Raw genomic sequence first — 18,320 nt, 5'->3', positions numbered from 1 at the left:
AGTGTAGTCAGGCGATCTGGACGTGACGGACGTCACACACTAGCGTCGTCCCGCGGGATGCCGACGCCCGCTCCGGCAGGCGCCGGTTCCCTGTGGTGAGAGGCGTTGCTCATGAGGTTGAGGCGTTCGACGTTCATGGCTCCGACGCTCGGGTTGCTGGTCTCGGGACTCGTGCTGACGGCCCCGTCGCCGGCCAGCGGATCCCTGGAGGCGCACGGCTCTCCCGGTTCCCACGGCGGGGGCAAGGGCCGCCTCGCGGTCGAGACGGTCTCCAACCCGCGAGCCGACCTCGTCAGCGGTGGCGACGTCCTCGTCCGGGTCACCGGAGCCGCCGCCGACGCGCGGGTGACGCTGCTGGTGAACGGCCGGCGTACGAAGACCTCGCTCGTCGCGCAAGCCGACGGCAGCCGCACCGGTCTCGTGACCGGGCTGCGCAAGGGACGCAACGTCGTCACCGTCCACCGCGGCTGGTCGATGGCCGCCGAGGTCGTCACCAACCACGATCTCACGGGTCCCCTCCTGTCGGGGCCGCAGCAGAAGCCGTTCTACTGCGAGACCGAGGCGTACGGCCTCGCGCCGGCGCAGCAGCCCGACTGCGAGGCTCCGACCAAGGTCACCTACCAGTACCGGTCCGGGAGCAGCTTCAAGCCGCTCGCCGACCCGAGCCAGGTCCCCGCCGACGCGGCAACCGTGACCGTCGGCGGCAGGACCGTCCCGTTCGTGGTGCGGCTCGAGACCGGCACGATCAACCGGGCGGTCTACCAGGTCGCCGGAATCTACGACGGCACCGACCCGTCGCCGACGGCACCCGAGTCGACCTGGAACGACCGGATCGTCTACACCTTCGGGGGCGGCTGCAACGGCGGCTACCACCAGGGTGCGGCCACCGGCGGCGTCCTCGATGCCACGATGCTGGCCAAGGGCTACGTGGTCGCGTCGTCGTCCCTCAACGTCCTCGACAACAACTGCAGCCCGATCATCTCGGCCGAGACGGCGATGATGGTCAAGGAGCACGTCGTCGAGACGTACGGCGTCCCGGTGCACACGATCGGGTGGGGTGGCTCGGGCGGGGCGATCCAGCAGTACACGATCGCGGAGACCTACCCCGGGATCGTCGACGGCATCATCCCGAGCATCAGCTTCCCCGACGTCGTCAGCACCAACGGCGTCAACGCCGACTGCCGCCTCCTGCAGCGCTTCTACGCCGGCGAGGGCGCGTCGTGGACCCCGGAGCAGAAGCGTGCCGTGACCGGGTTCCTCAACGCGAGCAGCTGCCAGTCGTGGGACGTGGCGTTCGGGAACCGGCTCACCGCCACGGACTCGTGCCCGCCGATCATCCCGGTCGAGGCTCGCTGGGATCCCGTCACCAACCCCGACGGCATCCGGTGTGCGGCCATGGAGCAGTTCGTCAACCAGGTCGGACGGGACCCGCGCACCGGCTTCGCGCGCAGCCCGCTCGACAACATCGGCCAGCAGTACGGGCTCGAGGCGCTGAGGTCCGGCGCGATCGATGCGGAGCAGTTCGTCACGCTCAACGAGCGCATCGGCGGCTACGACCCGGCCGGCGCCGTGGTCCCCGAACGCAGCCGCGCCGACCTGCGGGCGGTCCGGGCGTCGTACCGGTACGGCATGCTCAACACGGCGTCCCGCGGTCTCGCGGAGACGCCGATCATCGATCTCCGCACGTACGCCGACGTGGCGGGCGTCCCTGCCAACTTCCACACCGCCGAGTGGTCCTTCGTGATGCGCGATCGGTTGCGCAAGGCCAACGGGGACGCGGACAACCAGGTGATCGTGGCGTACCTGCCGGTGCCGGAGCTGGCCGCGGCGGCCTCGGCGCAGGCGCTGCAGTCGATGGAGGACTGGCTGACGGCGATCGGTGGCGACGACCGTCGGGGGTCGAAGGCTGCCAAGGTCGTGCGCAACAAGCCCGCTGCCCTCACCGACTCCTGCTGGCTGCCCGACGGTCGCCTCGTGCCGACCGACTGGGAGGCGGGTGGCGATGCGTGCAGCTCCGTCTACCGGATCGGCTCCAACCCGCGTCAGGTTGCCGGGCAGCCCATGACCCAGGACATCGTGGCCTGCGCGCTGCGGCCGATCCGCTGGTCGGACTACGGCGTCGCGTTCACGTCCGCGCAGCGGTCGCGGATGCGGGCAGCCTTCCCCGACGGCGTGTGCGACTACACCAAGAAGTCTCGCGGCTGGGCCCCGGCGGCTCGTCCGTGGCAGAGGTTCTGAGGCCGACGTGCACGAAGGCCCGGGCCGCAGCGCGGTCCGGGCCTTCGTCGGTGTGGCGGAGGATAGGGGATTCGAACCCCTGAGGGCGTTAACCCAACACGCTTTCCAAGCGTGCGCACTAGGCCACTATGCGAATCCTCCGCGAGCAGGTTACCTGTTGGGTCGGGCCGGGCCGAAATCAGGGGGAGGGGATGCCCCGCTTCCGCGTGCTTGAGCGGTCTCGGTACGATGACTGAAGTCCCTCGCGCGGCGGTATCTCGCCCAACTCCCCCAGGGCCGGAAGGCAGCAAGGGTAAGTGAGCTCTATCGGGTGCGCGAGGGACCTTTTCATGTCCGGACGCAGGAGCTCGGGAGGGAACCGCGCGGGACGTGCAAGTCCGTGCTCGGTGCTCGGCACGGAGGGCATGCTGGGTTGATGTTCCTCGACGAGCCTCCGCACGACGACCCGGTGCGCGCCCTCTACGACGCCGACCTCGAGTCCGACGGGTACGTCAACAACCTGACCCGTCTGTGGGCGTGGCGGCCCGACGTGAACGACGCGGCCACGGCAGCACGCGCGGCCGTCAGCCGCGACAGCGCCTTGACCGACGAGGACCGCGCCGTGCTCGTCGCGGCGACCGCGGCGGCGCGCCACGACTCGTACTGTGCCCTCGCCTGGGGCCGTCGGCTGGCGAGCCTGGCCGGTACGGCGACGGCGGCCGGCGTGCTCAGTGGCGCCGTCGACGCACTCGCACCGCGGACCCGTGCCCTCGCGGCATGGGCCACTGTCGTGGTCCAGGACCCGAACGCGACGACCGCGGAGGACGTCGCGCGGTTGCGCGCCGTCGGGCTGGGTGACCGCGAGATCTTCGAGGCGACGGCCTTCGTCGCACAACGGCTCGCCTTCTCGACCGTCAACGACGCGCTGGGTGCGGAGCCTGACCGACAGCTCGTCGTCGGTGCGCCCGAGGAGGTCGTCGCTGCGGTCGCGTACGGACGGCCGGTCGCCGCCGAGTAGCCCGTCCAAGCCCCTTGCCGCCTGTGGGGAAAATGTGGATAACGGCCGCGATCTGTGGATGGTGAAGCACGTTCTGTGTACGACCCTCTGGACGACGCGAAAAGGTCGAAGTTCTCTTCTCTGGACCCTTGCACGGTGTCCGGATCGCACGGTAGGACAGTGCAGGTGCGCCTCGGGCGCCGTGCGTAGATGCAAACCCCCGGAAGGCCCCGCGACGCCGATGCGCGTGTCGCGGGGCCTTGCGCATCGCACGGCGATCACGGTGCACACGACAGGGCGGTTCGGACGTCAGGGACGATCGTTAGGGTTGACGCGTGGACGAACCCATGGCCTTGTACCGGCGCTATCGCCCGGAGACGTTCGCCGAGGTGATCGGCCAGTCGCACGTGACCGACCCGCTGCGGCACGCGCTCGCCAACAACCGCGTCAACCACGCCTACCTCTTCTCCGGCCCCCGCGGCTGCGGCAAGACGACGAGTGCGCGCATCCTCGCCCGCGCGCTCAACTGCGAGAAGGCCCCGGTCGCCGACCCGTGCGGCGAGTGCCAGAGCTGCCGCGACCTCGCGCGCGGAGGCCCGGGGAGCCTCGACGTCATCGAGATCGACGCCGCCAGCCACGGTGGCGTCGACGACGCCCGCGACCTGCGCGAGCGGGCGTTCTTCGCTCCCGTCAACAGCCGCTACAAGGTCTACATCATCGACGAGGCCCACATGGTCTCGAGCCAGGGCTTCAACGCCCTGCTCAAGCTCGTCGAGGAGCCACCTCCGCACCTGAAGTTCATCTTCGCGACGACCGAGCCCGAGAAGGTCATCGGCACGATCAGGTCCCGGACCCACCACTACCCGTTCCGGCTGGTGCCGCCCAAGACCCTCACCTCCTACCTCGAGGAGCTCGGCCGTACGGAGGGTGTTCCGCTCGAGGCGACGGCGCTTCCGCTGATCGTGCGCGCCGGCGGCGGATCCGTCCGCGACACCCTCAGCGTGCTCGACCAGCTCATCGCCGGGGCGTCCGACGACGGGGTCACGTACGACCTCGCCGCGTCGCTGCTCGGCTACACGCCCGACTCGCTCCTCGACGAGGTCATCGACGCGTTCGCGGCGGGCGACGGCGGCGCGGTGTTCGCGGCCGTCGACAAGGTCGTGGAGACCGGGCAGGACCCGCGCCGGTTCGCCGAGGACCTCCTCCAACGGCTGCGTGACCTGGTGATCGTGGCCAACGTGCCCGACGCCATCGGCATGGGCCTCATCGACATCGCAGGCGACCGTGGCGAGCGCATCGAGAACCAGGCCGCGCGGTTCGGCCGCGCCGACCTGACCCGTGCCGCCGACGTCGTCAGCGCCGGCCTGACCGAGCTGCGGGGTGCGACCGCCCCGCGTCTCCTGCTCGAGCTGATGTGCGCCCGCATCCTCCTGCCGGGCGCTGACGCCACACCTGACGGCGTGCAGGCCCGCCTCGACCGGATCGAGCGGCGCCTGTCGATCGTGGGAGACGGTCCGCCACCGGTCGAGCGTCCCGCGCCGGCCCCCGCGCAGGCCCCCGCGTCCACTCCGACTCCCGCGCCCACTCCGACTCCGACAAGGACTCCGGCGCCGGCGCCTGCACCCACCGAGGCCGCGAGGCCGGCGGCTCCCGCGCCGGCGGTCGAGGAGGCGCCCCCCGCGGCCGCCGAGCACACCGAGCCCGCACCGCCCGGCACGCCCGGAGTGGCCGACGTGCGCCGTCTGTGGCCCGACATCCTCGACAAGGTGCGCGTCATTCGGCGCTTCACCTGGGTGATGCTCAGCCAGAACGCCCAGGTCCACTCGCTCGAGGGCACCACGCTCACCATCGGGCTCGTCAACAGCGGCGCACGGGACTCGTTCGCCCGCAGCGGCTCCGACGCGATCCTCGTCCAGGCGCTCGTCGACGTGCTCGGAGGCACGTGGCGCGTCGAGGCGATCGTCGACCCCAGCGCCGGAGGCGGGGCCGCTCCGGCGCGAGCCGGGTCGACGCCGCGCGGCCCTGACGAGTCCGCGGCGCCCCCGACGGGCTCGACCGGCTCCGCTCCTCAGGCTGCCGCGGCACCGGCGATGCCGGAGCCCTCACCCGCCCCGCCGACGGCTCCGCCGCCTCGTGAGCGCGCGAGCGCGGACGCCATCGCGGCCGCGCGAGCCAGCCTGCGTGACGACTCGGCGCGCCCCGAGGCCTACGACCCCGACCTCCATGCCAAGGTCGACGACCCCGCGATGGAGAACGACGGCCTCTCCCACGAGGAGCTCCTCAGCAGAACGCTCGGGGCCCAGGTCATCAGCGAGATCCCGCACGACTGACAGAGGAGCACGATGAGCAGCTGGCGGCCCGACATCCTTGGTGACGGCTACGAGCAACGGCGGATCGACCTCGGGCCCGACCCTGACGGTGAGGGGGCCATCGACGCCACGCTCGTCCGACGTGTCCCGCGCGACGGTGAGGACGCGAAGGGGGCGGTGCTGTACGTCCACGGCTTCAGCGACTACTTCTTTCAGACCGAGCTGGCCGACTTCTTCGCCGAGCGCGGGTTCGCCTTCTACGCCCTCGACCTGCGCAAGTGCGGCCGCTCGTTGCAGCCCAGCCACACCGCCCACTTCGTCTCCGACCTCGCGCTCTACGACGAGGAGCTCGAGCGGGCGCTCGCCGTCGTGCGTGAGGAGACCGGTGCCGACGTCCTCCTGGCGGCGCACTCGACGGGCGGCCTGATCCTTCCGCTGTGGCTCGACCGTCGGCGTCGGGCGAGCGCCGGGCGAGCCGGCGGCGTGTCCGGTCTCGTCCTCAACAGCCCGTGGTTCGACCTTCACGGTGCGGCCTACCTGCGCTCGGTCGGCACCCAGGCGATCAGGGCCGTCGGTCGAGTCAAGCCGACGGCGCCGGTCAAGCTGGCGCCCAGCGACGCGTACGGGACCAGCCTCGCGGCCTCGCACCACGGTGAGTGGGACTTCGACACGGCCTGGAAGCCGCTCAACGGCTTCCCGGTCACGTTCGGGTGGCTCCGCGCCGTCCGCGTCGGTCACGCGCGGCTGCACCGTGGACTCGACATCGGCGTCCCGGCGCTGGTCCTGCGGTCGACGCGCTCGCACTTCACCTCGCGATACTCCGAGGACGTCGACTCCGCCGATGCCGTCCTCGACGTCCGCCAGATCGCGCGGTGGTCCGGGTGCCTGGGCGGCGACACCCGGGTGGTCCCGATCGAGGGTGCCCGTCACGACGTCTTCCTGTCGCGCGAGGAGCCGCGCAGCAGGGCGTACGACGCGGTCGACGCGTGGCTGCGGCACGACGCGGCCCTGCTGCCGGACCAGCGGGAGCTCGCCGGGGGATGACCACGCCGGCCGCCGACCGGCGCCGGATCGGCCCGCTGGACCTGGGACCGCTGCTGCGCCGGTTGGGCGGTCGAGACCGGCTCGTCGCGCTCGTCGGGGCATGGGACTCGGGCCGCGCTCTCGTCGCGTACGACCCGGTGCGAGTGCTCGCCGACGGCGACGACCCGTTCGACGTCGGCACCGGTCCGGACGGTGCCCGGGAGATGGGCACCTGGATCGGGTGGTGGGGCTACCAGCTCGGTGCCCGGCTGGAGGACGTCGGTCCCGTGCCGCCTCGGACGGACCCGCTGCCCGACGCCGACCTCGCCCTCTACGAGACGGTCCTGCGTCGGATCGACGGCGTGTGGTGGTTCGAGTCGGTCGCCTCGCCGGAGCAGACCGAGGAGCGGTGGGCCCGCCTGTGCGGCCTGCTCGCGGGTGACGAGCCGCATCCCGCGGCGTACGGGCTCGCGCCGTTCGTCGCCGTGCCCGGGATCGACGCGCACCGCGAGGCGGTGCGCCGCACGATCGCCCACATCCACGCCGGGGACGTGTTCCAGGCCAACGTCTGCCTGCGTCTGGAGTCGCGGATCGACGGCGCGGGCGGATCGGCCGCCGGGCTGGAGATGTTCCTCAGCGGAGTCGCCGCCCTCGCCCCGGCGTACGCGGCGTACGTCGCCGGGCGGTCGGGGACGATCGTCAGCCTCTCGCCGGAGCTCTATCTGCGCCGGACCGGGCGTCACGTCGTGTCGTCGCCGATCAAGGGCACCGCGCCTGCTGAGGCAGATCCCGCCGACCTCGTCGCCTCGGTGAAGGACCACGCCGAGAACGTCATGATCGTCGACCTCGTGCGCAACGACCTCGGACGCGTGGCGGAGACGGGCACCGTCCGCGTCACCGCGACCACCGAACCACGCCGTCGTGCCGGGGTCTGGCACCTCGTGTCCGACGTCGAGGCGACGCTCGCGGCCGACGCGACGGACGCCGACCTGCTTCGGGCGACCTTCCCGCCCGGGTCGGTGACGGGGGCGCCGAAGGTGCGGGCGATGCAGATCATCGGCGAGCAGGAGGCGACAGGGCGCGAGGTGTACACCGGCGCGATCGGTCACGCCGGGCCGCGCGGGCTGGAGGCGAGCGTCGTGATCCGGACGTTCGAGATCCGGGGTGACCGTGTCTGGCTGGGCGTGGGGGGCGGGGTCGTCGCCGACTCTGATCCCGACGCCGAGCTGCGAGAGTGCTTCACGAAGGCCGCGCCACTGCTCCGGGCGGTCGGTGCCACGCTGCAGACGCCTGCGCCCGGCGGCGCCGTTCATGCGCCGCGCCCGCCGATCGGCGGGCTTGTGGTCCCGACCCGCCTCGCGGGACCTGGTCGTCCGGGTCCGGGCCAGCCTGACTCGGCGGCAGGCATCTTCGACACGCTGCTGGTCCGCGACGGGCGCCTCGTCGATCTCGACCAGCACCTCGCGCGGTTCGTGCGGTCGGCGCGGTCGGTCTACGGCGTCGGTCTCGAACGCGAGGCCCTCGCCGTACGAGCCCGGGCCGCCGCAGGTCCGCTCAGGGGGTCGCACCGCCTCCGGCTCACGCTCGAGCCACGCACAGGAGACGTCGCCGTCACCGCGGTGCCGACCGGCGCTGTGCCGTCCGATCCTTGGACGCTGTGTCCGGTCGCCCTGCCCGGTGGGCTCGGTGACGCGAAGTGGACGGACCGAGCGGTGCTCGACACACTGCCCGGCGCCCCGTGGACGCCGGCGCGGGACCCGCTGCTCGTGGACGAGGACGGCACGGTCCTCGAGACGGGCCGAGGCAGCGTCTTCGCGGTCTTCGACGACGGTGTCCACACCCCCTCGCTCGACGGGCGCATCCTGCCCGGCGTCACCCGGGAGGCCGTCCTCGGTCTGCTGCGCGGGCGGGCGGTGCCCGTGGTCGAGCGCAGGATCGCGCTGGCGGAGCTCGCCGGCGCGAGCGAGGTGTTCGTGACGAGCGCGATCAGCCGGGTCCGTCCGGTCGCTGAGGTGACCGGCGTCGTACGACGAGCCCCCGGTCGTACGACGGACTGGATCCGCCGCCTCGACCAAGACAGGGACGACCGGGACAGGGACGACCGGGGCCGAGACGGAGCGTCGAGCCCGGGTGACCGCTCCGTGGCCGAGACGCCTGGCCGTTCTGCCTCAGCGGCCGCCGGGACGCGCGTCCTGCTGATCGACAACTACGACTCGTTCGTGCACAACCTCGCCCAGTACGTCCGCGAGCTCGGCGCCGACGCCACGGTGGTGCGCAACGACGCCTTCGACGTGGAAGGGCTGGCGCGCCTGCGCCGTACGGGTGGATTCACCCACGTCGTCATCTCGCCCGGCCCCGGGGAACCCTCGAGCGCGGGGGCGAGCATCGACGCCGTCCGCGTCCTCGGCCCGACCACGCCGATCCTCGGCGTCTGCCTCGGGCACCAGGCGATCGCCGAGGCGTACGGGGCGCAGGTCGTGCGGGCGCCGAGGCCGGTCCACGGGGTGCCGTCCCTGATCCACCACGACGGGCAGGGCGTCTATGCCGGGTTGGACGGACCGCTGGTCGCGGCGCGTTATCACTCGCTCGTCGTCGAGGATCTCCCGGAGGCGTTGATCCCGACCGCCCGGAACGCCGAGGGTGTGCTCATGGGCGTACGCCACCGTGAGCACCCGGTCGAGGGCGTGCAGATCCACCCCGAGTCGATCCTCACGCCGCGTGGGCACGACCTGCTGGCGAACTTCCTGTCCCGAGGCTGACGCCGACGACTGGCGCTGACGACTGGCGCCGACGACTGGCGCTGACGACTGGCGCCTAGGTGCGCGCCCGCGAGCGTCGGCGGAAGGCGACCACCGCTCCGACCACTCCCACGACGGTGCCCACGGCGAGGGCCACGCCCCACCCTGTCGTCAGCCCGGCACCCACCGCCGCATAGAACGCCGACATCCCGATCGTCGTCCACACCAGCGCCCACGCCATGCAGCCGGGGACCATCGCGACCAGATAGAGCGGGAACGGCATCCGCACGACACCCGCGCCCGCATTGATGACGGTCTGCGCCCCGACCGTCAGGAACGAGACTGGCACGGCGAGCGCGCCCCACCGCCGTACGACGTCGGCGCCGCGCTGGGCCGAGCCACCCTCGAGCCAGTCGTGGGTGCGGGCGCGCCAGCCCCCGGCCGGATGGGTACGGGTGAGCACCTGGACGGTGGCCACGCGCGCGATCCAGTACGTCGCCTGGGCGCGGAGGAAGACGACGACGAAGAAGAACAGCCACACGGAGAGGGCGGGTCCTTCGGGGCGGTCCACGGCCCCAGCCTAGGAACCGCGGCACCTCCCTCCTCAGCCGCCCTCACCCCGCGAACAGCAGGAACAGCCCGAGGAACGTGTAGCCGACCATCACCAGCATCAGCGCGAGCTGGCCCGTGAGCTGGTGGGCACGCGGCAGGAGACCGAGGCAGCGGTCGTGCGCGGCGACCACGCCGAGGACGTGGCCGGTCAGGACGAGCCCGACCTTGAGGACGGCGAGCAGGTGCGGGTGCTCGGACAGCCAGTACGAGGGCTGCAGGCCGCCGAGACCGAGCAGGTCCCACCCGCGGTCGAGCGGGTCGGCGAGGGCGATGACGGTGCGCTGCCCCTTCTCGACGAGGTACGACAGGTAGTGCGCGCCGACGTATCCGACCACGATCGGGACCAGCGAGTGCGCGAGCTCTCCCGGCATCGCGCGCCGCTGCAGCGGGGTCAGCCCACGGGCGGCGCGGGTGGCCAGCACGAAGACGAGCGCGACGAGCAGCACCGCCGTGAGGAGCCCGAGCGTCTTGTACGCCACCGCGAGCGCTGCCGAGCCCGCGTACCAGGTCTGGACCTCGGTCATCCACCACGGCGTCCCGGTCGCGGAGTCGAACGCGGTCGAGCCGAGCAGCACTGCGACGACGGCCACGATCCCGCGGTCGACGGGGAGGCCGGCGAGGTTGGAGAGCGGGTTGCGGGCCACGATCCGACGGTCGTCGGGCGAGCGCCGTCCGAACGGAGACAGGGCGGCGACGAACGCGGCGTACACGTCGAACGGGTCCGCCCGCTCGAACCACCGCCGCCCGAAGGCAATCCCGCCGAGCACCCCGTACGCGACGTAGCCGACCAGCCACACCCGTACGGTCGCCAGCGCGCCGGGGTCCGGCGAGGCCAGCTCGGTCCAGACGAACGCGAGCAGGCCGAGCGCCGCCGGCCAGTAGCCGAGGCGCGCCGGGTAGGTCCACACACCGGTGGCCGGGTCGCGCCGCAGCGCCCAGCAGACGGCGCCGTGCAGCGCGCGCACGGGCGAGAGGAACGCCCAGACGTGGCCGCACAGCAACGACAGCGGGACGATGCCGACCCACAGCAGCACGTAGAAGGCACCGGGTGCGCCGTTGGTGGGACCGGGGTCGCCTCCGAACGCTGCGAGGGCGACCCAGGCGGTGAAGCCGACGCCGACCAGGCCGAGGACGGCACGAGTGACATTGCTGTCGACCACCCGGGTCATCCACTGCGGGAGGGCGACCCCGGGCGAGCTCGGGTCGAGGCGGGGACGTCGCCACGCGAGCGCGAGGACGGCGAAGGAGATGGTCAGCGCCCACGCGGCGCCGACCATCGCGTACTCCAGGGGTACGGGGAGATCGGTCGATCCTCCGACCCCGTGGGCGAGGATCATGGACTGACGTCGATGGTGGCGATCGTCCCTCCGACGTGGTGGGACTCCAGCGAGACGCTGCCCGGGACCTCGACCGCGAACTCGAACCGGTGCGTGCCGGGCGTGACGGCGAAGGTCTCCTCGGGCTCGGCGTGCAGGTGCAGCTCGTCGTCGGTGTCGGAGGTGACGTCGAGGACGATCGACTGACCGACCTCCGCCGCGTACGAGGTGCCGAGCGGGCTGACCTTGCCGTCCGCGATGCGCACCTGGATCGAGATCGGCGCGTCGGCGTCCCCGTCCACGACCGGCGGGTCCTGGGCACACCCGGTGAGCGTGAGCAGGCCGGCGAGGGCGAGCGCGATGAGCGTACGGGGTGGGGTCATCGGTCGTCGTCTTCCTGGTCGGTGGTGACGGTCGGATCGGCGCTGTCGCGCGCGGCCTCCTCCTGCTGGGCGCGCTCGCGCGCCTCAGCGACGCGGTCGCGCCGGGCGACTACGAGCACGACCACCGTGATCGCGATCGCCGGGACGAAGGCCGGGATCGTGAGCAACAGGGGGTGGTGGGCGAGCAGGACGGCGTCGGGAGGCATGTCAGACGCGGGCGGGCGGGCGGTCGTCTGCGTGCCGGTCGGCGGTCGTGCCGCGCGGGGTGGCTCGTGCGACGCGGGCCGCACCCCACGCCAGTGCCCACAGCAGCAGCAGCGAGCAGATCGCGACGACGGTGCAGGCGGCGTTCCAGAGCCACGTCGGGTGGTCGGCGCTCTTCTCGCGCTGGAGGATCGAGCTCTCCGGGACGAACGCGCGCGTGAACGCGGACGGCGCCGCGAGCTCCTCCGCATCGATCGCCGCGTCGGCGGGCAGCCAGATCGGGACCGCGGCGAGGATGCGGTCGTCGGAGACGCGGATCAGCGTCTTCCAGGTGCCGTGGACCGGGATCGGCCTGGTCGTCTCCCAGACTCCGGGCGAGGTCTCACGGAGCCGGTCGACGACGACGCCGTCGCCACCGCCCTGCCACGCCGTGATCTGGACCCAGGTCGGGTCGTCGCTGGGGAGGTCGGCCGGGTCGAACGTGACACGCGCCTCGACCGTACGGCTCGCCGGGTCTGCGTCGACGTCGGTGAGCTCGACGCTCGCGGTCGCGTCGGGGACGGTCGCGTACAGCCCGTTGCCCAGTGACACCGCGACCGCGACGATGCCGGCCACGATGATGGTGCGGCACACGGCCTTGCCAGGGATCTCGCCGGTGGTGAGCGCGGTCCCGAACAGTGCCCCGGCCATCCCGGCGAGCACGCCCACCGGGACCGACATGAGGAGTCCTTCGAGCCACATGTCGCTCGTCCACGGAAGGACGAACGCAGCCTCCACCCAGAGACCCTCGAGCGCGAGACCCACGGTGGAGAGCGCGAGACCGGCGACCGCGCCGAACAGCAGGCGACGCCGGTAGAGCGGCGCGACAAGAGCGAGCACCTCGATGACGACCGCGGTGCCCAGGTAGAGCGGGAAGACGTTGTACGCCTCGCCGAGGACGGGCCCGACGATCACCGCGGTGCCGATGCGCACGGCGAGATAGAAGAGTACGGCGAGGACGGCGCCGCCCCTGCCGAGGACGCGCCGTGCCGCGACGAGGGCGAGCCCGGCGGCCGCCGCGATCATCATGGGGTGCAGCGGCTGGCGGAACTGCTGGATGCCGAAGTCGTACTCGACCTGGAAGACCGACAGGCCGATCAGGAGCCCGCCGAACGCGGCGGTGTACGAGATGCGCACCCGGAGCTCCCGCAGCGGCGCAGTGACCTTGCCCTGCGCGAGGTCGCCCTCGCGGAGCAGGATGATGATGCCGATCAACGACAGGCCGGCACCCCCGATGAGCATGATGTGGGTCGGACCCCAGAGCGTCACGTCCTGACCGAAGATTCGGTGCCAGATGTCGTCGAGCGGGAAGCCGATCAGGGCGTACAGTCCGGCGCCGGCCACCAGGAGCCCGCCGACCGGGACGTGCCAGGCGCGGGTGATCTTCACGGCGGCGGGGCCAGGCACCTCGTCGAGGGGCAGCACCATCGCAGTCGCGCCGGCGACGAAGGTCAGGAAGAGGCCGACGAGGATGAGGTAGTGCGCCGGGTTGGCCAGCGGGCCCTCGTCGCGTCCGACTCCCGCGTGCAGGCTGACGTCCCAGATGAAGCCGAGGAACGCGGTGACGAGGGCGATGGCGAGCATCGCTCCCGGGACGGCGACCCAGCCTGGCCGGCCGAGACGCTGCTCGGCACGGTCGCCGAAGCGCTGCAGCCAGGTGATGCGGCGGGTGCGGTGCGCCCACGCGATCCACAGCAGGGCCGCCGAGACGACGACGGCGGCGACGGACATGCCGATGACCTGGTCCAGTGCAGCACCGCCCGCGGGTGGCTGCTCAACGGCGACAAGGGAGGCGAACGGTCCGAGATCAGCCATGCGACGGAGTGTGACATCGGCGATGTCACATGTCAACGGTCACGTATCGGGGGTGCGAACGAATCGCTCCCAGGAGACGCAGGCGTCGCTCGTGGGCGACACCGAGATCGCTCGCCCGGCCCTAGCATCGGGGTGAGAGGAGGACGGGACGGTGATGAGCCTGACCCCACGGAGGACCGACGTGCTGCTGTGCGTCGGTGTCACGGTCGTGCTCGCCGTCGTCGCGAACTCCCACGAGGGCCGCGGGGGTGCAGTCAACCCGCTCGTCTATCTGTGGGCTCTCGGTCTGGGCCTGCTCATGCTCGTACGACGCAGCCACCCACTGCTGGTGCTGGCACTCACGTCGCTCGGGTTCTTCAGCTACTACGCGGCCGGCTTCCCCGCGATCGGTCTCGCCGTACCGATCGCCGCGGCGCTCTACTCGGCCGCCGAGATGGGTCACCTGCGTGCGGCGATCGTCACGAGCGTGCTCCTCGTCGTCACCGCCACCGGCTACCGGCTGCTGGAGGGCCAGAGCCCGTCGTTCGTCCTCGGCTACGAGCTCAGCGGCGATGCTGCCCTGATCGTCGCGACCATCGCGCTGGGGCACAGCGTCCGGGTCGGTCGCCGCCTCCGGCAGAGGACCGATCAGGTCACGCGGCTGCTGACCCGCCAGGGCGAGCTCGACGACGTCGCCCAGGTGCGCGAGGACCGGATGAGGCTCGCGCGCGAGCTGCACGACTCGATCGGGCACTCGCTCTCGGTCGCCGCCCTCTACTCCGACATCGCTCGCGAGGCGCTCGCCGAGGACGCGCGTCGAGATGCGCTCGACCTCGTCCGATCCTCGATCACCGACGCGTCCGCGCACCTGCGTCAGACGGTCGCCGTCCTCCGCGGGCGGGGACAGTTCGATCCCGCTGCGGGGCTCGACGAGGTCGTCAGCCTGGGCGTCGCGCCGACCGCGGCGGGGTACGCCGTCGACGTGCAGGTCGATCAGATCGACGTGGCGCCCGAGGTCGGTGCCGCGGCGTTCCGTCTTGTGCAGGAGGCGATCACGAACACGCTGCGTCACTCGAACGGGCGCAGCATCAGCGTTCGGATCGGCATGCAGGAGCCCGGACTGCTCGGGGTCCGCGTCGTCGACGACGGGACGGCCGCCGCAGGCCCGCAGATCCAGGACGGGCACGGCCTCAGCGGGATGCGTGAGCGGGTCAGCGCACTCGGTGGAACCCTCGACGTCGACGCGGGCCCGCAGGGATGGGCGGTCGAGGCGTCCATCCCGGCGGTCCCGGTGATGAGCGGCGGTTCGTCGTGATCCGGCTGCTGCTCGTCGACGACCAGGTCCTTCTCCGCCACGGCCTGCGCGCGATCATGGAGAACACCGACGACGTCACGGTGGTCGGTGAGGCCAGTGACGGCAGGGAGGCCGTGCGCGAGGCGCGTGAGCTGCGGCCCGACGTCGTCCTCATGGACCTGCAGATGCCGGTGATGTCGGGCACCGAGGCGATCCGCGCGATGCGCGCCGACCCGCTCCTCGGCACGACGCCGGTGCTCGTCCTCACCACGTTCGACGACGAGGACGACGTCGTGGAGGCGATCGCGGCGGGTGCCAACGGCTATCTGCTCAAGGACATCGACGCCGACGAGCTGCGGCGTGCGGTGCGCAGCGCCGCGGGCGGGCAGGCCCAGATCGCGCCCGGGGTGCTCCGCCAGCTCATGGACCGCGTCGCGCGGATGCCCACCCGCCGTGCCCGCGAGGAGAGGCTCGCGGGCCTCACCGAGCGCGAGGTCGAGGTGCTCACCCAGGTGGGGCTCGGGCAGACGAACGAGGAGATCGGGACGGCGCTGTTCCTGAGCCCGGAGACAGCGCGCACCTATGTCAGCCGCCTCCTGACGAAGCTCGACGCCCGCGACCGCTCCCAGCTGGTCGTGCTGGCGCACCGTGCCGGTCTCGTCGACTGACGGGGACCCCGAGACCCGTACGCCCAGACGCGACGCGACTGCCGCTCCTGAGGGACTGGTTCGCGCTTCCCGCGCTCCTAGCGTGGTGCGCCGACGAACCTGTCGGACATCAGCGGAGGACGTGGACACCATGGAGAGACTTGCTCGAGCCTGCCAGCGAGGGCGGTGGTTCGTCGTTGCCGGATGGATCGTCGTCGTGGTGGCACTGTCGGCCCTGTCGGGGGCGTTCAGCGGTGAGACCAGTGACGACTACGACCTCCCTGGCTCGCCGAGCGACCGTGCCGTCCAGATCCTCGAGAAGGGTGGCTTCTCGTCGGACGCGGGCACCCAGGCGCAGCTCGTCCTGCAGCGCGAGGACGGCCTGGACACACCGGCCGGGCGCGAGCAGGTGGCGTCGCTGGTCGGCGAGGTCACGGCGCTGGCGCCCGACGCGAGGGTCGGCAGCCCGTTCGCCGCCGACGGAGCACACCAGCTCTCTCCCGACGGCACGATCGGCTACGTCACGGTAGGGCTCCCGACCCAGGACGCCGAAGCCGTCGCCGAGCTCCAGGACGACCTGGACGAGGTACGCGGCTCGTCTGCCACGGACGGCCTGACCGTGGAGGTCGGTGGCCTCGGCGCCGAGCAGGGGCACCAGAGCGGGCCGCCGAGCGAGCTGATCGGCGTGCTGGCGGCGATCGCCATCCTGCTCTTCGCCTTCGGGTCGGTGATCGCGATGGTCCTGCCGATCCTTGTCGGAGTCATCGGAGCTGCCAGCGGGGTGGCTCTCGTCGGTCTCGGTGCCCGGTGGGTCGACATGCCGAGCTTTGCGGCACCCGTCGCGGCGATGATCGCCATCGGCGTCGGCATCGACTACGCCCTGCTCGTCGTCACCCGCTACCGCGAGGCGCTCGCGGCGGGAACCCATCCCGCGCAGGCCGTGACGATCGCGCAGACGACCGCCGGGAGGTCCGTGCTCTTCGCCGGAGTCACCGTGGTCATCGCCTCGCTCGGGCTGGTCCTCATGGACCTCAAGGTGATCACGGGTGTCGCGCTGGGGATCGCCGGAGCGGTGCTCGTCACCATGCTGGCCGCTGTGACGCTGCTGCCGGCGATGCTCACGATCACCGGACGGAGGATCGACCGGCTCTCGGTCCACCGGCGGCGTACGAGGTCGGACGGTGGACGGCTCGCTCGCCGCTGGAGCCGTGTGGTGCAGCGGCGGCCGTGGCCGGCGGCCCTCGCGGCGACCGCCGTGCTGGTCCTGCTCACCCTGCCGGTTCTCGATCTCCGGCTCGGGTTCTCCGATGCCGGCACGCGCCCGACGACCGACACCGGACGGCGGGCGTACGACCTGGTGGCGGAAGGCTTCGGCCCTGGCGCCAACGGCCCCCTCTTCGTCGCGGTGCAGGCAGCCGACGGCCCCGCCGGCGACGCTGCCGTGAAGGCGCTCGCCGACGCCCTCGAGACGACACCGGGCGTCGCGGCCACCACACCGCCGGTGCTCTCCGACGACGGCGACGTCGCCTTCTTCGAGGTGATCCCGACGACCGGACCGCAGGACGAGGCCACGACCGACCTCGTGCACACGCTCCGCGAGGAGGTGGTCCCGCAGGCGGTGGACGACAGCGGGCTCGAGGTCGCGATCGGTGGAGCGACGGCGGCGGCGGTCGACTTCGCCGACTACACCGCGGAACGTCTTCCGCTCTTCCTCGCCGTCGTCCTCGGTGCCGCGCTGGTGCTCCTCGTCCTCGTCTTCCGTGGGTTGGCCGTCGCCGTCAAGGCGGTGCTGGTCAACCTGCTGTCGCTCGGCGCCGCATTCGGGGCGGTGGTGGCGGTTTTTCAGTGGGGCTGGGGCGTGGAGCTGCTCGACCTCGGCTCGAGCGCGCCCGTCGAGGCGTGGGTGCCGATGATGATGATCGCGATCGTCTTCGGTCTGTCGATGGACTACGAGGTGTTCCTCCTGTCCCGGGTCCGCGAGGAGTACGACCGTACGGGCGACAACGCCACGGCCGTGGCCGAGGGCCTCGCGCGCACCGCGCGGGTCATCTCGGCGGCCGCCGCGATCATGGTGTGCGTCTTCGGGAGCTTCGTCCTCGGGTCGAGCCGGGAGCTCCAGCTGTTCGGGTTCGGTCTCGCGTTCGCGATCTTCATCGACGCGACGCTGGTGCGGCTCGTGCTGGTGCCTGCGGTGATGGAGCTGCTCGGCGACCGCAACTGGTGGCTGCCGCGCTGGTTGGACCGTGCTCTTCCGCGCCTGACGATCGAGACCTCCCGAGGGCCGCGGGGCGTCCGATGACGAGATATCGGTTCGGGTTGCCGTGGTGGGCGATCCTCCTGCTCGCGGCGCTCTCGCTCCCACGGGTCGTCGTGCACGACCTCGACGTGGACACGGGGGCGTGGGGACCGGCGCTCCTCGCGATCGGACCGATGCTGGTGTGGGTGGTCGTGGCCCTCTGGACCCGCGTCCCGTCCCCTGTGACGACGCTTCTCGTCGTCGGCACGGTGTACGGGATCGGGCTGGGCATCGGCCACAACCTGATGTGGGACTCGCTTCTCGCCGAGGACCCACGGCTCGGCGGGTCGTGGGAGGGAAGGCTTCCGCGACAGGCCGAGGAGGTGATCATGCGAATCGTCACCGTGGGGAGCAGCGTCGTCACCGGCGCCGTGGTCGGGCTCGTCTCGGGCCTGGTCGCGACCGGGCTGCGCCGCCTCGGCCGGTCCGCACGCTCGCGCCGGTAGGCTGG

The 18,320-nt window shown here is 72.0% G+C and carries 14 protein-coding genes, 1 tRNA gene and 1 other RNA gene; 10 read left to right on the top strand and 6 right to left on the bottom strand.

Annotated features, from left to right (window positions below; genetic code table 11):
• Positions 1-111 precede the first annotated feature (111 nt).
• On the top strand, positions 112-2,238 hold the full coding sequence (locus KV097_RS16160; protein WP_220366434.1) for a DUF6351 family protein: 2,127 nt from the start codon (positions 112-114) through the stop codon (positions 2,236-2,238).
• Between the two features lie 53 nt (positions 2,239-2,291).
• Here KV097_RS16160 and KV097_RS16155 read toward each other — a convergent pair.
• Positions 2,292-2,379 (bottom strand) — tRNA-Ser (locus KV097_RS16155).
• A gap of 92 nt (positions 2,380-2,471) precedes the next feature.
• Here KV097_RS16155 and ffs point away from each other — a divergent pair.
• From ffs to KV097_RS16130, 5 genes are all read left to right on the top strand, one after another.
• Positions 2,472-2,568, top strand: an RNA gene (ffs, locus tag KV097_RS16150) — signal recognition particle sRNA small type.
• 85 nt (positions 2,569-2,653) lie between these two features.
• Entirely contained in the window at positions 2,654-3,235 is a 582-nt protein-coding gene (locus KV097_RS16145; protein WP_220343102.1) for a carboxymuconolactone decarboxylase family protein, read from the top strand.
• 326 nt (positions 3,236-3,561) lie between these two features.
• Positions 3,562-5,544, top strand: a complete 1,983-nt coding sequence (locus tag KV097_RS16140) for a DNA polymerase III subunit gamma and tau (protein ID WP_220366571.1) — start codon at positions 3,562-3,564, stop codon at positions 5,542-5,544.
• 12 nt (positions 5,545-5,556) lie between these two features.
• Positions 5,557-6,567: an alpha/beta hydrolase gene (locus tag KV097_RS16135; RefSeq protein WP_220366433.1), complete on the top strand. Its 1,011-nt coding sequence runs from the start codon at positions 5,557-5,559 to the stop codon at positions 6,565-6,567.
• The gene (locus KV097_RS16130) at positions 6,564-9,305 is read left to right on the top strand and encodes a chorismate-binding protein (protein ID WP_220366432.1); all 2,742 of its coding nucleotides are present in this window, start codon (positions 6,564-6,566) and stop codon (positions 9,303-9,305) included. The genes KV097_RS16135 and KV097_RS16130 overlap by 4 nt, the downstream gene beginning before the upstream one ends.
• 55 nt (positions 9,306-9,360) lie before the next feature.
• Here the strand turns inward: KV097_RS16130 and KV097_RS16125 are convergent, their stop codons facing one another.
• From KV097_RS16125 to KV097_RS16105, 5 genes are read right to left on the bottom strand one after another with little or no spacing between them, the layout of a single operon-like run.
• Positions 9,361-9,855 (bottom strand): DedA family protein, encoded by a 495-nt coding sequence (locus KV097_RS16125; protein ID WP_220366431.1) that lies wholly within the window; start codon positions 9,853-9,855, stop codon positions 9,361-9,363.
• 43 nt (positions 9,856-9,898) lie between these two features.
• Positions 9,899-11,233, bottom strand: coding sequence for a hypothetical protein (locus tag KV097_RS16120; RefSeq protein WP_220366430.1), 1,335 nt, complete (start codon positions 11,231-11,233; stop codon positions 9,899-9,901).
• Positions 11,230-11,595: a hypothetical protein gene (locus tag KV097_RS16115; RefSeq protein ID WP_220343107.1), complete on the bottom strand. Its 366-nt coding sequence runs from the start codon at positions 11,593-11,595 to the stop codon at positions 11,230-11,232. Before KV097_RS16115 ends, KV097_RS16120 begins: the two co-directional genes overlap by 4 nt.
• Positions 11,592-11,801, bottom strand: coding sequence for a hypothetical protein (locus KV097_RS16110; protein WP_220343108.1), 210 nt, complete (start codon positions 11,799-11,801; stop codon positions 11,592-11,594). Before KV097_RS16110 ends, KV097_RS16115 begins: the two co-directional genes overlap by 4 nt.
• A 1-nt stretch (position 11,802) precedes the next feature.
• A complete protein-coding gene (locus tag KV097_RS16105) occupies positions 11,803-13,653 on the bottom strand; it encodes a hypothetical protein (RefSeq protein ID WP_220343109.1) in 1,851 nt (616 codons plus the stop codon).
• Positions 13,654-13,807: 154 nt separating this feature from the next.
• On the opposite strand from KV097_RS16105, the gene KV097_RS16100 reads away from it, so the two are divergent.
• The 4 genes from KV097_RS16100 to KV097_RS16085 all read left to right on the top strand — a co-directional run bounded on the left by KV097_RS16100 (position 13,808) and on the right by KV097_RS16085 (position 18,315).
• The gene (locus tag KV097_RS16100; protein ID WP_220366429.1) at positions 13,808-14,947 is read left to right on the top strand and encodes a sensor histidine kinase; all 1,140 of its coding nucleotides are present in this window, start codon (positions 13,808-13,810) and stop codon (positions 14,945-14,947) included.
• Positions 14,944-15,594, top strand: a complete 651-nt coding sequence (locus tag KV097_RS16095; RefSeq protein WP_220343111.1) for a response regulator transcription factor — start codon at positions 14,944-14,946, stop codon at positions 15,592-15,594. The genes KV097_RS16100 and KV097_RS16095 overlap by 4 nt, the downstream gene beginning before the upstream one ends.
• A 130-nt stretch (positions 15,595-15,724) precedes the next feature.
• Positions 15,725-17,872 carry an MMPL family transporter gene (locus KV097_RS16090; RefSeq protein WP_220366428.1) on the top strand — a complete coding sequence of 716 codons (2,148 nt, stop codon included), beginning with the start codon at positions 15,725-15,727 and terminating at the stop codon, positions 17,870-17,872.
• A complete protein-coding gene (locus KV097_RS16085) occupies positions 17,869-18,315 on the top strand; it encodes a hypothetical protein (protein ID WP_220366427.1) in 447 nt (148 codons plus the stop codon). The genes KV097_RS16090 and KV097_RS16085 overlap by 4 nt, the downstream gene beginning before the upstream one ends.
• Positions 18,316-18,320 lie beyond the last annotated feature (5 nt).

The sequence above is a fragment of the Mumia sp. zg.B17 genome, from assembly GCF_019550915.1.
Lineage (GTDB): Bacteria > Actinomycetota > Actinomycetes > Propionibacteriales > Nocardioidaceae > Mumia.
Note: the sequence above shows the minus strand (reverse complement) of the source record. Positions and strands in the feature narration are given on the sequence as shown.

What these genes read in the sequence shown, in the direction of transcription:
- KV097_RS16160 (WP_220366434.1), top strand. Translation starts at nt 112, where the DNA reads ATGAGGTTGAGGCGTTCGACGTTCATGGCTCCGACGCTCGGGTTGCTG.
- KV097_RS16145 (WP_220343102.1), top strand. Translation starts at nt 2,654, where the DNA reads ATGTTCCTCGACGAGCCTCCGCACGACGACCCGGTGCGCGCCCTCTAC.
- KV097_RS16140 (WP_220366571.1), top strand. Translation starts at nt 3,562, where the DNA reads ATGGCCTTGTACCGGCGCTATCGCCCGGAGACGTTCGCCGAGGTGATC.
- KV097_RS16135 (WP_220366433.1), top strand. Translation starts at nt 5,557, where the DNA reads ATGAGCAGCTGGCGGCCCGACATCCTTGGTGACGGCTACGAGCAACGG.
- KV097_RS16130 (WP_220366432.1), top strand. Translation starts at nt 6,564, where the DNA reads ATGACCACGCCGGCCGCCGACCGGCGCCGGATCGGCCCGCTGGACCTG.
- KV097_RS16120 (WP_220366430.1), bottom strand. Translation starts at nt 11,233, where the DNA reads ATGATCCTCGCCCACGGGGTCGGAGGATCGACCGATCTCCCCGTACCC.
- KV097_RS16115 (WP_220343107.1), bottom strand. Translation starts at nt 11,595, where the DNA reads ATGACCCCACCCCGTACGCTCATCGCGCTCGCCCTCGCCGGCCTGCTC.
- KV097_RS16110 (WP_220343108.1), bottom strand. Translation starts at nt 11,801, where the DNA reads ATGCCTCCCGACGCCGTCCTGCTCGCCCACCACCCCCTGTTGCTCACG.
- KV097_RS16105 (WP_220343109.1), bottom strand. Translation starts at nt 13,653, where the DNA reads ATGGCTGATCTCGGACCGTTCGCCTCCCTTGTCGCCGTTGAGCAGCCA.
- KV097_RS16100 (WP_220366429.1), top strand. Translation starts at nt 13,808, where the DNA reads ATGAGCCTGACCCCACGGAGGACCGACGTGCTGCTGTGCGTCGGTGTC.
- KV097_RS16090 (WP_220366428.1), top strand. Translation starts at nt 15,725, where the DNA reads ATGGAGAGACTTGCTCGAGCCTGCCAGCGAGGGCGGTGGTTCGTCGTT.
- KV097_RS16085 (WP_220366427.1), top strand. Translation starts at nt 17,869, where the DNA reads ATGACGAGATATCGGTTCGGGTTGCCGTGGTGGGCGATCCTCCTGCTC.